We start from the raw sequence: 13,610 nt of genomic DNA on the forward strand, positions 1-13,610 counted from the left end.
ACAAAAAGTACTAGATTCGCGCAAGTATTATCTCACAGCTGTTTATAGTTCAATATCAGCCGAATAAATGTGATGAATGACACCTGTGTCATCCTCAAGCTTTAATACTCCTTCATCCGTAATTCCTAATGCTCTTCCCACAATAGTAGAAGTTAATGTTCTTGCTTTTAAGACCTTGCCAATACTGATAGCATAACTTTCCCATAGTATTTTTATAGGGAAAAAGCCCTGTTCTAAATAAAGTAAGTATAGTTTTTCAAAGTGCTTGGAAAAACTTCTAATTAAACCTGCACGGGAGACGACTTCGTCCTTTTCAATAAAAAGAGAGCTGGCTGTTTCTTGAATATCTTCGGGAAAGTCTTCTTTTTTCTGATTAACATTTATCCCAATCCCAATTATGATGGAATGAATTCGGTCTGCTTCTGCCTGCAATTCTGTTAATATTCCCGTTATCTTTTTTCCATTTAGCAAAATATCGTTAGGCCACTTAATTTCCGGATTAAGCCCTGTCATCTCTTCAATTGCCTGTACAGCTGCAACAGCAGTTAAAAGGGTTAATTGTGGTGCTTTTGTCAGCGGGATATTGGGACGAAGTATGAGACTCATCCAGATTCCAGTATATTTAGGTGAATGCCATTTCCGGTTCATTCTCCCTTTTCCTGAGCGTTGTTCTTCCGCAATTATCATGGTTCCTTCTGGGACATCCTCAGCAGCCAATCGATGAGCAATCTTTTGAGTAGATTCAACACTTTCTTCATAATGGATGTTCCTACCTATGAATTCTGTCGTTAAACCCAATCTTATCTCATCTGCTGTGATTTTTTCAGGTGTTTTAATAATGCGATATCCCTTTTTTCTGACAGCTTCTAATTCAAAGCCTTCTTTTCTTAATTCTTCAATATGCTTCCATACAGCAGTTCTTGAGCAGCCGATTAGTTCTGCTAACTGTTGTCCTGATAAAAAATCTTCACGAGCATTCGTAAAGGCATCAAGCAATTCTTTTCTTATTTCCGACTGCACTCTATAAGCCACTCCTTAATCTTCTGTTTATCGTTAACCACTCTTCCCTCTAAAATGGCATTCTCAATTTTAGAAATGGTCTCTTTTAGCCATGGCCCGCCACTTTTATTAAACCAGTTCATTATGTCAGTTCCAGTTACAGTTACTTCTGAGCGCTCTTTAATTGGAAGTTTCTCATAGCGTTCAACCCAGTAACAAACCGACTCATCACCGATTTTATTCGTTATTACTTGGTAGAGTTTTTCAACAGAGATAAGGACATCCCGGCCAGCAGCAAATAACTGACTTAGAGACCATTCATTCTCTAGTCTAATTCTCGTAAATTGTACAATGAGCTGGATATCCCTAATATCTTTTAGCGGAAGACGCCAGTCTCTTAAAAATGACTCGACTTTTTTCCCTTCTAGTTTTAAACAATAAATTAGCAAGGACCACATTTCCTTCCTTCCTAAATGATCACATTGATAGTGTACCAACTCTTCTAAGAGCTTTTTATTATTGTTCATTCCTGGCAAGTAGGCATATAAATCAGTAGCGAGCAAAAGTTGAAAAGCTTCTTTCCGACTTTTCCCAGATAAAAGTTTCTCAAATTCTACTCTCTTCCGTTCAATCGCTATATGTTCAAGTAAATGTGTATGTTTTCTTAAAGCATTTAATGTTTCCTGTTCAATTGTAAAGGAAAGCTGGCTTACAAAGCGAATCGCTCTCATCATTCTTAAGGCATCCTCGTGAAACCGCTCCTCTGCAAGACCAACAGTCTGAATTACTTTTCTCCTTATTGCCGACTGACCATCAAAGGGGTCCATTAAGATTCCATTCCGGTCCATTGCAATCGCATTCATCGAAAAATCTCTTCTCTGTAAATCTTCTTTTAAATTACGAATAAAGGAAACCTCTTTCGGCCTACGAAAATCCAGATACTCTGCTTCAGACCGAAACGTAGTTACTTCATACGATCCACTATTGAACAGAACAAGAACTGTTCCATGTTCTATTCCAATATCAACAGTCTTAGGGAAAATTCTTTTCACTTCTCCAGGCGTTGCAGATGTCGCAATATCCACATCACTGATTTCCTTTTTTAATAGGTAATCTCTAACCGACCCGCCCACAAAATAGGCTTCATAACCAGCATCTTCTAGCATTTTTAGAACAGGAATGGCTGATAAGAAAGGTTCTATCATACACTTCACCTTAATTCATTAATTTAAAATAAATTTGTTCGTATTGTTCTACAATTTTGTCGGCCATAAATTTTGTTTTTACTGTTTCCATGGCCCGATTAGAAAAATCAAGATGAAGTCGAGGATCACTTAACAATGAAATGGCTTTAATGGAAATATCCTCTATATCTCCTACCTCACATATAAATCCGTTTTGACCTTGTTGAATGACTTCTGGTATTCCACCCACATTCGTACCAATGCAAGGCACCCCACAAGCCATGGCCTCTAAAGCCACGAGACCGAAGCTTTCCTTTTCAGACAACAATAGTTTCAAATCACTAATGGAATACAGTTCCTCAAGATTCTCTTGTTTACCAAGAAAAATGACCTGATCTTCCAGTGCAAGCTGTTTAACGAGTTTACACACGATCGATATTTCAGGACCATCACCGACTAATAATAGTTTAGCAGGCATGACTGCAGATATTTTCGCAAAAGTTTTCACGACATCCTGAACTCTTTTAACTGCCCGGAAATTCGAAACATGGATAATGACCTTTTCGTTCTCTTTTATTTCAAATTCAGCTTTCAATGATGAGGAATCAGTCTTTTTGTAAATTCGTTCATCAATAAAATTATAAACGGTTTCGATTTGTTTATCCGGATGAATAAGTTCATACGTTTGATTCACTAGTGCGTTCGATACCGCAGTCACAGCATCAGACTTTTCAATTCCAAATTTAATCGCATCTGTTAAGGATGGGTCATAACCCAGCACAGTAATATCCGTCCCATGTAAGGTGGTGACAATCTTAATATCTCGATTACTCATTTGTTTGGCTAGTATAGCACAAACAGCATGTGGGATTGCGTAATGGACATGAAGAACATCTAGTTTTTCTCGATTTGCAACCTCCGCCATTTTACTAGCTAAAGCAATATCATATGGTGGGTATTGAAAAACTGAATACTGATTTACTTCAACTTGATGGTAATAAATATTGTGATACATTTTGTTTAGCCGAAACGGCATGCTCGAAGAAATGAAATGTATTTCATGTCCTCTTTCAGCAAGCATCTTACCCAACTCTGTTGCTACTACTCCCGATCCTCCAACAGTTGGATAACAAGTAATACCTATTTTAAGTTTCATTATGGTTAATCTCCTATCAAATCACGATCCAAGAGTACTGGTACTTTTGTTTTAAATCCTTCTGCATAGCTTACACCGACCAATTTCCCAAACATTCTTTCTCTTGCTTCCACCGTTTCAATATATCCATTTACCAATGGGGTATCAATACTTTGATCACTCTGTTCAAACTGGCTCCGGTAAGCACGTAAGGCAGAAAGTTTTTTATCAATGAATGGAGAAATATCAATAGTAAAGTCAGGCTTATGAAACCCATTAATCATATAGAAATATACTTTCTCTACCCGATGTGGCTCCATTTCTATACCTGTATGATATTTTTTTATCCCTGCAGAAAAAACCGCCTCCTCTACAAGACGGGAACAATTACCATGATCTGGATGACGATCTTCAAAATAGGGTGCAAATACAATCTTGGGCTTATGTGTTCTGATGACATTTACTATTTTTTTTATGTAGTCTTCATTTAAGAATAATCCTCGGTCAGGCATTGCAAGGGAAGCTCTGTAGGATACTCCTAAAATCTCTGCTGCACGAGCTGCTTCTTCTTTTCTTAATTGAACGTTCCCATTAGAAGAAAGATCAGCATCCGTCAAATCGCAAATTCCTACCCTTTTTCCTTCTGAAGAAAGCTTCGAAAGGGTACCGGCCATGCCAATTTCTACATCATCGGCATGGGCCCCAAAAGCAAGGATATGTAAATGTTCACTCTTCATTTTCGTCACCAGTCTTTTTTACAATATTTCTCCAATCGATTAACCCTAGCTCCAATCCTCTAATCAGTAATTCAGCCGTACCCATGTTAGTTGCTAGAGGGATAGCATACACATCACATAATCTAACGAGAGCCGTCACATCCGGTTCGTGTGGCTGCGCTGTTAGTGGATCACGAAAGAAAAAGATGGCATCCATTTTATTTTTTGCAATCAATGCACCGATTTCCTGATCACCACCAAGCGGACCTGATTGAAAACGTGTTACATGTAGGCCAGTGGCCTCGCTAATTCTTAATCCTGTGGTTCCAGTAGCGAATAAAGTGTGTTTCCCAAAAATCACTTGGTATGCCGTGACAAATTGTACTAAATCATTTTTTTTATTATCATGCGCGATTAATGCAATATTCATAATTCACCTCTATTCTAAAATATTTTCAAGTCCATATATAAAGGACGGATTCTTCATGACTAGCTCTACCGCTACCTTTACACCTGACATAAATGAGCTGCGGTTGTAGGAGTCATGGCGAATGGTTAACGTCTGACCATCTGAACCGAATAAAACCTGCTGATGTGCAACCAATCCAGGCAATCGTACAGAATGCACGTGCATCCCATCAAATTCTGCACCACGTGCACCAGGTAGTGTTTCCTTTTCATTTGGATGTCCCTGTCTCTTTGCCTCTCTTACAGCAGAGATCATTTCAGCTGTTTTTACTGCCGTACCAGAGGGGGCATCAAGTTTTTGGTCATGATGCATTTCAATAATTTCGACATCGTTAAAGTATTTAGCAGCCATCTGCGAAAATTTCATCATTAAAACTGCACCGATTGCAAAATTTGGTGCGATAATACAACCTAATTTCTTTTCTTCACAAATTTGCTGTAATTCATCTAAATTCCCATTGGAAAAACCTGTTGTACCCACGACTGGGCGGACATTATATTCTAGTGCTGTTTTGGCATGGTACATACCAACCTCTGGAGTGGTTAAATCAATTAACACATCTGCTTCTATGGTTTCCAGACATTTCACAATGTCAGTATATACGGGCACACTTGAAATGGATTGAAACCCCTCAATATCACTTAGCATCATTCCATCAAATTTATGATCAAGTACCGCTACTAGTTCAAACTGTTCTGTATTTGTTACAAGCTTTACAGCCTCACTCCCCATACGTCCACGGGGGCCAGCAATAATTATCTTAACTTTACTCATCTTCTTCACTCCCTATTATCCTGATTAATTCTTGTCCAGCGGTCCTTGTCCCTTGTATTGAATTTGTGCATGACCATATCATGAGCCTCTTCTAAATCGATATGTAAGGAATTAGCTAAACAGATGATTACAAAAAGAAGATCGCCAAGCTCTTCCTCTATCGCCTTTTCAGTTTCACTTGATTTTTTTGGTTTCTCACCATAGTAATGATTTATTTCTCTAGCTAACTCTCCTAACTCTTCAGTTAGTCTAGCAAGCATAGCTAGAGGACTAAAATAACCTTCCTTAAATTGCCCAATGTATGTATCAACCTCTTTTTGAAGTTCCTTCATTGACTTTGCGGCCATTTACTTTCACCTCTTTCCAAAACACTAGTAAATCTTACTTAGTTACTATATATATCTTTTTTTATGTTAGCTAAATTAAGGCTGATTTACAAATGTTTTCGTTCGTAACAGGTACTTTTCACCTTCGCATTGCTCTAACCATATTAATTCGCTATAATAAGAACCGCCATAAGAGAGAAATATATGGAAGAGGAGGCATGATCATGATTTTTGGTCTTAAAATAAAAAATATTTTTTTCATTTTATTAGGCGCTGCCATTTTTTCATTCGGCCTAGTTAATTTTAATATGCAAAATAAACTTGCTGAAGGCGGTTTCACTGGAATAACACTATTGCTTTACTTCTTGTTTGGCTGGAATCCATCCTATACAAACCTAATACTGAATATCCCCCTATTTTTTATCGGTTGGAAGATGCTAGGAAGAAATGCTTTCTTATATACAATCATCGGAACCGTTGGCGTTTCCATTTTTCTATGGATACTTCAACGCAATCCTGTAGAAATGCCCCTCAAGAGTGATTTAACGTTAGCTGCCTTATTTGCAGGTGTTTTCGCTGGGATTGGCTTAGGAATCATTTTTCGTTTTGGAGGTACCACTGGTGGAGTTGATATTATAGCTAGGCTTGCCCAAAAATTTTTTGGTTGGGGCATGGGCAAAACGATGTTCCTTTTTGATGCATGTGTCATTACCCTCTCATTAATTACATACTTAAATTATAAAGAAGCTATGTATACGTTAGTCGCTGTTTTTGTGGGAGCAAGGGTCATTGATTTCATGCAAGAAGGGGCGTACTCTGCTAGAGGAGCCATGATTATCTCTGAAAAAAACGAACAAATTTCCAAAAAAATTATGGAGGAAATGGATCGAGGAGTTACGGCTCTTAAAGGTTACGGTTCTTATACTAAAAACGACCGTGACGTTTTATATTGTGTGGTAGCTAAAAATGAGTTAATCCGCCTTAAAAATTTAATTACTTCGGTTGATCCACACGCATTTATTTCAATTTCGGTCGTTCATGATGTTCACGGAGAAGGATTTACACTGGATGAAAATAAAATGCCAATAGGGGATTAAAAAAGGCTGACAGGAGTCAGCCTTTTTTATTGGTATTAATCATCACTTCTATTCATACCCGTGAAGATAAGTACCAGTCTTAATAATTCAAGTACAGCAACAGCAGCTGCAGCTACATAAGTTAAAGCTGCTGCATTTAAAACTTTTTTTGCTTCCCTTTCTTCGCCATTCCCTACTAAGCCTAAAGAAACTACTTGATCCATCGCCTTGTTCGAAGCATTAAATTCAACAGGTAGGGTGATAACTTGAAAAAGAACGGCTACTGCCATAAAAATAATTCCAAGTAAAAGCATACCACTCAGGTGGGCAAATATTCCTATCATAATCAGAATCCAAGAAAAATTTGATCCTATATTGGCAACCGGGACTAACGCATGTCGAAAGCGTAGGAAGGCATAACCTTCAGAGTCTTGGATGGCGTGTCCGCATTCGTGTGCGGCCACTGCAGCTGCCGCAATAGAGTGACCATGATAATTTTCAGGCGATAGACGAACGGTCTTCGTCCTTGGGTCATAGTGATCGCTTAAAAAGCCTCTGCCCTCTTCAACTGATACATTGAAGAGACCATTAGAATTTAATATTTGTCTGGCAACTTCGGCCCCTCTAACATAGGTTGAAGAGGGCACTCGAGAATATTTTGAAAAGGTATTTTTAACTTTAAATTGGGCCCATAGTGGAATAAGAATAATAACTGCGAAGTAAACAAGGTATAACATATTAATCCTCCCAATCAGCTCTTGATGCTATTCATTTTAGTAAAGCTGATTAGATGCGTCAATCTTTTTGGTCTCTTGAGCGGTTTTTCTTCATATTTTTATCACCCTGATACTTGCGCCAGCCCACATAAGACAATGTCATGATAATAATACTGCCTGTTGAAATAATGACCCACCATAGTGATGGATCTGCTTCATCCTCTTCCATGTTTGCAAAAAGATTTTTCAAATCTGTATCAAGTGCAGTCAGCTCTTGTTGGCTGTCTGTATTAGTTATAACCTGGGAACGATACTCATTGATAAAATCAATTCGGGCATCTAATCTTTGTATATTTTCTACTGGCACATCAATTTTCATACTTGGATATATGACATTATATAATGATAAAAAAGTATTAAAGTTTGAGTGAAAATGGGCCCTATCACCATTTATTGCTGCATCCTTCGCTTGGTGAAACGCAGTCATGATTTGTTCTTCCATTTCTGTCCATAAGGGCTGATGACTAGTTGCGATTGCATCAATGACAAGACGGAATTTTGTTAGTTTATTTATTCTTTCCTCATATTTCATATTGGGACTAACAGCAGCTTCCATCGCTTCATCATGGGAGGTGTTAACAATCCTAACCTCGTCCATCGTTAAGGGCTTTTCTGTTCCAGTAATACTTATAAACTGATCGGAAAAGTAATCAAGTAATTTTTTTGCATCCTCATATCTATGAAACTTCACCATTTGGAGAGCCTCATCAGAGATATCATCCAGCTTCTCCATTGGCGATTGCTGTTCGGCATGTACAGTTATGGGAGTGAGCATAATGACAATTGCAAATATAAATAACCATTTCATTTTCAATCCTTGTCCCCCCTTTCATCACTATTAAAATGTATGAAAAGCTGGACAAGGTTAGACCATGTTTGGTTATTTTATTTCAAGCCTGAATCTTTCGGGTCGAATGACAAAATAATATGCAAGTCCTATTGAAACGATTGAGAGCCAAAAAGTGAAATATCCAATCTGTGGAGTAAAGCGATTGAGCATATGATAACTAGGCAACATGAAAAATACGTAATCAATGACATCATTATGTAAAGTCCAAATAGCCGTAACAATTAAATGCCACCATCTAAAGCGGTAAAAAGGCGCATATAATAGTCCTTGAACTGCCATCGCAAAATGAGAGAAAATTAGCATATAGCCAATCCAATCTAATTCTCCTTGAACAAAGTAAACTAAAATATTCATGACAACTGCCCAAATCCCGTACTTAAAAAGTGTAACAATTGCTAAGGCTTCTATTATCGGCCAATTTTTCTTTAATAAAAAAGCAATAAGGACAAACATAAAAAATAAACTTGCAGTTGGACTGTCGGGTACAAATAAAAGAAAAATGGCTGGTGTCTCCTTAAGCTGCCACCCATACCAATAATATCCATATATAGTTCCTGCTATATTAATTAAAAGCAAGATTTGAAGGATTGAACGATTTGCCAAGAGAGGATAAACCCAACGCACAAAATCTCCCCTTTTCAATTTCTATTTTGTAGGAAGTGTAATAAAAAAGCTGACGATTCCCCGTCAGCTTTTCTGAATTTAATTATTCTTTACCTAATCCAGAAATAAATTCTGAAAGTTTCTTTAACTCTTCATCAGTACCTTTAAAGATACCTGGAGGCATTTTTCCGCCTTTTCCTTGCTTAGCAATCTTCGCTACTTCATCAGCTGATAAACCAGTTCCAATAAGAGTTGGTGCACCAGCACCACCTTGAAGATTTTCACCATGACAAGTTATACAAGTGTTTTTACTTGCAATTTGGTAGCCTTCACTTGACTTATCGATTTCCACTTTAGGAACAATCTTACCTTGACGTTCTGCAGCAGCCCAGTCATGAGTAGCAACAGATTCCCAAGTTAAAAACACGATGGAAGCTAACGCCAATAACATGAATCCAGTAGCAAGTGGACGCTTTGTTGGGCGGCGTTCCGGTCCACGATCAAGGAACGGTGCCAATAAAAGTCCTCCAAAAGCAAGTCCAGGCATAATCATTGCACCAATAACTGTATATGGACCAGATGCAAATGAGTATTTTAATAATTGGTACAAGAACAAGAAATACCAGTCTGGTAATGGAATATATCCTGTATCAGTTGGATCAGCAATCCTTTCAAGCGGAGCTGGATGTGCTACTGTTAAGCATAAATACCCGACTAGAAATACAGCTCCTACCATCCATTCTTTCAAAAGGAAGTTCGGCCAGAATGCCTCTGTTTTACCAGGGTATTCTGAATAATCTTTAGGAAGCATCTGTTTACGTGCTTCAGGTGCTAACACACGAGAATCGCCTACGAACTTCATACCTTTACCTTTATGCATCGAGAAATCCCCTCCTTTTTCCGTAGAGATTAGAAAAAATATACTATGTCAGATTAATTTTATAGTGGTCCAGAAATACCTTGCTTACGAATCATGATAAAGTGAGCTCCCATTAATCCAAGCAATGCACCAGGTAAGAAGAATACGTGGATTGCAAAGAAACGAGTTAATGTCTGAGCCCCAACGATGTGTTCATGACCTGCTAGTAAAACCTTCACATAAGTTCCAATAAATGGAGTGGCTTCAGCAATTTGAAGACCAACTTTAGTTGCAAATAACGCTTTCATATCCCATGGTAATAAATAACCTGTAAAACCTAAACCAAGCATGACGAAGAAAATAAGAACTCCGACAACCCAGTTCAATTCACGAGGCTTTTTATAGGCACCTTGGAAAAAGACGCGTAGTGTATGTAAAAACATCATGACAAGTACTAAACTTGCACCCCAGTGATGCATACCACGTACGATTTGTCCAAAAGCAACTTCATTTTGAAGATAATAAACTGATTCCCAAGCATTTTTAATGTCTGGTACATAGTACATTGTTAAAAACATACCAGATAAAATTTGAATGACAGTTACGAAGAATGTTAGACCGCCAAAGCAATAAACAAACGCTGAAAAGTGATGCGCTGGATTAACATGCTCTGGTACTTCATGGTCTGCGATATCGCGCCACAAAGGCGTAATATCTAAACGTTCATCTACCCAATCGTAAATTTTGTTTAACAATGATTACGCCTCCTTCCGTGGTTGAGCTTTTCCTAAATAAAGGTACCCGTCTTTTTCTTTGTATGGATACAAATCAAGTGGTGCTAACGGTGGTGTACCTGCAATGTTTTTACCGTTTTTCTCATAACGGCCGTAATGACATGGGCAGAAGAATTGACCTGGATGTTCCTTGTCGGTATTCCAGTTAACCGTACAGCCTAGATGTTTACAAGTTGGCGATAAAGCCACAATTTTTCCATCATCACCCTTATAAACCCAAGCCGTATTAGTTACTTCTGACTCATACCAAGCATCCTTTTGCTTAAAGGTAAAGTCAACTCGAACTGGTTCTTTTGTTATTTCAGAAACTTTTTGCTTTGTTGCAATAAAGTCTCCGCCTTCTTCGGCTTTTAATACAGGATCCACAGCAAAACGAACCATTGGCATTAACATGCCGGCTGCCATGAAACCACCTACACCTGTTAATGTGTAGCTCAAAAATTGACGTCTTGAAACGCGCTCTTTACTCATGATTATCCCCCCTCTATTCACGAAGTTAAGTCCAGCGGACAATAAATTAAACACATATAAAACTAGGACATAACAATGATATATCAATCTGCAAGCAAGGTCAATATCATACTATTTTAAAAACATATAATATGAATAGTTTTACTCATTTTCATGCCATTTTTGCGTAAAAAGAACAAAAAGCTGTTTTACTTGGCTATCAATCATTTCCATTTTCTGAGAATTATTCATCTGTTCAAGCGGGAGAGTTGGCAGCCAGATTAATGATCCATTTAGTTCTTCTTCCCGATTTCTCCAATCAATGTCGGATGTTATGTAAAACAAATGCTTAAATGATCCTTGTGAAATCGTCTTTTCCCACTCCTGTAAGGTTGTTACACTTTTTTCTCTCACCTCATTTTTAAGATAAGTAAAAGGCGGGAATAATAATAGTCTTCCTGTAAACTGTCTTTCTAAATGACTTGTTAATAAAGTAATAAACTCAGCCGATGCGGCTGATTGTTTCATATCCTCTCCAACTGAAACAGCATAAAGCGGTATAATAGCAGTATCTACGTATTCCTTCGCAGTTATGTAAGTCTCTATATCTTGTGGAACCCATTTCATTTTATTTACACCAACCTTTTTGATTACTATCCATATATTATCATTATTTTTTCAACACAACAAAAGCAAAATAAAAAAAAGAAGCATGCTTAGCGCAAACTTCCCTTTTGTTCAACAGCCATTAGTTTATTTAATTTTTCTGTTAACATTTCAAATGCCATACGATCTTGTTTGTCAAGAGCTTCATCAATCATTTGAAGTAACTTCTCACGTTGAAAACGTTTTATACTATTCTGTAGAAGTTGTTCTGCAATTACTCCATCCTTTTCATTCACTTGTAGATGTTTTGGGACGAATGGATTTTCTTCTAGAACAGCAGCATATTGATGAGCTTGATTTGAAGCATGAAAGTTTAACTGGATAAATATATCCTCATCCCGATTAAGCCGGATATCATGAAAGGATTTTTCTGCATCGGTTGTCATGACATTTTCCTTATAGAACCGAAATGGCACCTTATCTACACAGTGTGTAGACATAATCAATCCTCTTGGACAGTACTGTGCTTGCTCAACAAAATGAACCTTTTCCATTAGCTGATCGTGGCTCATTAAATAGTTTAAGATCCAAACACATTCTCTCCTCTTTAATTGGTAGTGATTTAAAAACCAGCGAATAAAGTCCTTCTTCTCGTTGACAGAAACAGGGGTTGCCATGATAGTTTCCCTCCTCTGCATAATCAGCATTCTTAGTCTTGTAATTCGGTTAATCGGTCGAGTAAATCTAAGTACTCTTCATTTGTTGGATCATCAATTAGTAGTTGTTTAAAAATTTCGGCGGCTCGGTCGTTTTTTCCTTCCTCAATTAGAAAATATCCAAAGTCATGTAAAAAGGCTTCATTATTCTTAAAGAAAGTATATGCACTTTCATATTTGTCTAATGCGTATGAATATGCTTCAAGCTTCTCAAATGCAAGTGCAGAATCCCATAAAAGCTGAGGTTCTTCATCCTCTACATACTCAATCTGAGAAATTAGCTCAATAACGTCCTCATACCGTTCTTGTTGAAAAAAGAGTTTATTTAAGGTAAGAGCCGCTTCCGTAAACCCTGGATCTAATGCAAGAGACTCACGGAAAAATTCCTCTGATTCTTTTCCCTTTCCTAGCTTGATAGCTATTTTTCCACCATAAAAAAATAGTTCTTTATTAAATTCGTCTTGTTTAATTCCTTCTTTTATTGCCTCAAGGCTATTTTCTAGTTCCTCTTCCCGCTCATAGGCCTTTGCGAGATGTAAATAAAGTGAATGGTATTCTGGATCAAGGCCTTTTAGTTCATTAAATTTTTCAATGGCAGTCCGGTTGTATCCTGCCTGGAGAGCAGTAAAAGCATAACCAAACAATGTGTTAATTTCTAACTTTTCATCTAGTGCTTTATCATAATACATCAACGCATCCTCAAAAGCTCCAGAAGCGCTCAATAAGTCAGCCATTCTTTGATGTATATTGACACCGGCAATTTCGTGTTCTTCCTTTAAAACCACTTCATAAGCATTCATTGCTTTTGTTACTTCGCCTTGTTCACTAAATAGCTCTCCTAAAGCAAAATCAATGATTACTTCATTTGGCAATATTTCTTTTGCTTTTAAAAGTTTTCTTTCACATACCTCATAAAGACCCTGGATTTGATAAAGGTCTGCTAGCAATAATAATGACTGTCCATAATTAGCATCTTGTTCTGAAATTTTTTCAAGGACTAGAATGGCTTCTTCTTCCTCTCCTGCCTCAACTAATATTTCACCCAGCAAAACAAGAAGCTCTCCCTCTTCAGGGTAAATTTTTAACAGATTCTCAATTAATGCCTTAGCTTCTTCTAGGAAACCGTATTGGTACAACTCTTCTCCAAGTAAATATTTCTCTTCAGGCATGCCGCTATTTAATACAACATTATATTCAGTTAAGGCCTCATTATGTTGGCCGTTTTCTAATAAGGTAATAATTTTATTTACTCTGTCCATTGGAATAATACCTCTTCT

Annotated in this window: 17 protein-coding genes; 1 reads left to right on the forward strand and 16 read right to left on the reverse strand. The window is 37.5% G+C overall.

Annotated features, from left to right (window positions below; genetic code table 11):
- Window positions 1–42: 42 nt before the first annotated feature.
- The 7 genes from AC3A54_RS01530 to AC3A54_RS01560 are packed head-to-tail and all read right to left on the reverse strand — an operon-like array spanning window position 43 to window position 5,624.
- Window positions 43–1,020: a biotin--[acetyl-CoA-carboxylase] ligase gene (locus tag AC3A54_RS01530; RefSeq protein WP_487653128.1), complete on the reverse strand. Its 978-nt coding sequence runs from the start codon at window positions 1,018–1,020 to the stop codon at window positions 43–45.
- Complete coding sequence (locus AC3A54_RS01535; RefSeq protein ID WP_487653129.1) at window positions 1,005–2,204, reverse strand: CCA tRNA nucleotidyltransferase; 1,200 nt, start codon at window positions 2,202–2,204, stop codon at window positions 1,005–1,007. Before AC3A54_RS01535 ends, AC3A54_RS01530 begins: the two co-directional genes overlap by 16 nt.
- Window positions 2,205–2,214: 10 nt before the next feature.
- Complete coding sequence (gene bshA, locus AC3A54_RS01540; protein ID WP_487653130.1) at window positions 2,215–3,339, reverse strand: N-acetyl-alpha-D-glucosaminyl L-malate synthase BshA; 1,125 nt, start codon at window positions 3,337–3,339, stop codon at window positions 2,215–2,217.
- A 5-nt stretch (window positions 3,340–3,344) separates the two neighbouring features.
- The gene (bshB1, locus tag AC3A54_RS01545) at window positions 3,345–4,055 is read right to left on the reverse strand and encodes a bacillithiol biosynthesis deacetylase BshB1 (protein WP_487653131.1); all 711 of its coding nucleotides are present in this window, start codon (window positions 4,053–4,055) and stop codon (window positions 3,345–3,347) included.
- Window positions 4,045–4,464 carry a methylglyoxal synthase gene (gene mgsA / locus AC3A54_RS01550; RefSeq protein WP_487653132.1) on the reverse strand — a complete coding sequence of 140 codons (420 nt, stop codon included), beginning with the start codon at window positions 4,462–4,464 and terminating at the stop codon, window positions 4,045–4,047. Before mgsA ends, bshB1 begins: the two co-directional genes overlap by 11 nt.
- A gap of 9 nt (window positions 4,465–4,473) precedes the next feature.
- The gene (gene dapB / locus AC3A54_RS01555; protein ID WP_487653133.1) at window positions 4,474–5,277 is read right to left on the reverse strand and encodes a 4-hydroxy-tetrahydrodipicolinate reductase; all 804 of its coding nucleotides are present in this window, start codon (window positions 5,275–5,277) and stop codon (window positions 4,474–4,476) included.
- Between the two features lie 5 nt (window positions 5,278–5,282).
- Complete coding sequence (locus AC3A54_RS01560; protein ID WP_335547542.1) at window positions 5,283–5,624, reverse strand: nucleotide pyrophosphohydrolase; 342 nt, start codon at window positions 5,622–5,624, stop codon at window positions 5,283–5,285.
- Between the two features lie 203 nt (window positions 5,625–5,827).
- Here AC3A54_RS01560 and AC3A54_RS01565 point away from each other — a divergent pair, with 203 nt between their 5' ends.
- Window positions 5,828–6,700, forward strand: a complete 873-nt coding sequence (locus AC3A54_RS01565; protein WP_487653134.1) for a YitT family protein — start codon at window positions 5,828–5,830, stop codon at window positions 6,698–6,700.
- Between the two features lie 35 nt (window positions 6,701–6,735).
- Here AC3A54_RS01565 and AC3A54_RS01570 read toward each other — a convergent pair whose 3' ends face one another.
- From AC3A54_RS01570 to AC3A54_RS01610, 9 genes are all read right to left on the reverse strand, one after another.
- On the reverse strand, window positions 6,736–7,416 hold the full coding sequence (locus tag AC3A54_RS01570; RefSeq protein ID WP_487653135.1) for a zinc metallopeptidase: 681 nt from the start codon (window positions 7,414–7,416) through the stop codon (window positions 6,736–6,738).
- A gap of 58 nt (window positions 7,417–7,474) precedes the next feature.
- Window positions 7,475–8,263, reverse strand: a complete 789-nt coding sequence (gene ypjB, locus AC3A54_RS01575) for a sporulation protein YpjB (RefSeq protein ID WP_487653480.1) — start codon at window positions 8,261–8,263, stop codon at window positions 7,475–7,477.
- 72 nt (window positions 8,264–8,335) lie between these two features.
- Window positions 8,336–8,929: a lipoprotein heptaprenylglyceryl N-acetyltransferase LhaT gene (lhaT, locus tag AC3A54_RS01580; RefSeq protein WP_487653136.1), complete on the reverse strand. Its 594-nt coding sequence runs from the start codon at window positions 8,927–8,929 to the stop codon at window positions 8,336–8,338.
- Window positions 8,930–9,011: 82 nt separating this feature from the next.
- A complete protein-coding gene (locus tag AC3A54_RS01585) occupies window positions 9,012–9,788 on the reverse strand; it encodes a menaquinol-cytochrome c reductase cytochrome b/c subunit (RefSeq protein ID WP_308083388.1) in 777 nt (258 codons plus the stop codon).
- A gap of 59 nt (window positions 9,789–9,847) precedes the next feature.
- Window positions 9,848–10,522, reverse strand: coding sequence for a menaquinol-cytochrome c reductase cytochrome b subunit (gene qcrB, locus AC3A54_RS01590; RefSeq protein WP_308083387.1), 675 nt, complete (start codon window positions 10,520–10,522; stop codon window positions 9,848–9,850).
- Window positions 10,523–10,525: 3 nt separating this feature from the next.
- The gene (locus tag AC3A54_RS01595; protein ID WP_308083386.1) at window positions 10,526–11,032 is read right to left on the reverse strand and encodes a QcrA and Rieske domain-containing protein; all 507 of its coding nucleotides are present in this window, start codon (window positions 11,030–11,032) and stop codon (window positions 10,526–10,528) included.
- A 141-nt stretch (window positions 11,033–11,173) separates the two neighbouring features.
- Entirely contained in the window at window positions 11,174–11,638 is a 465-nt protein-coding gene (locus AC3A54_RS01600; protein WP_487653137.1) for a YpiF family protein, read from the reverse strand.
- An 89-nt stretch (window positions 11,639–11,727) separates the two neighbouring features.
- Window positions 11,728–12,294 (reverse strand): ReoY family proteolytic degradation factor, encoded by a 567-nt coding sequence (locus AC3A54_RS01605; RefSeq protein WP_308083384.1) that lies wholly within the window; start codon window positions 12,292–12,294, stop codon window positions 11,728–11,730.
- Window positions 12,295–12,326: 32 nt separating this feature from the next.
- The gene (locus AC3A54_RS01610) at window positions 12,327–13,592 is read right to left on the reverse strand and encodes a tetratricopeptide repeat protein (RefSeq protein WP_487653138.1); all 1,266 of its coding nucleotides are present in this window, start codon (window positions 13,590–13,592) and stop codon (window positions 12,327–12,329) included.
- Between the last annotated feature and the right edge of the window lie 18 nt (window positions 13,593–13,610).

The sequence above is a fragment of the Neobacillus sp. Soil_C_43 genome, from assembly GCF_057656715.1.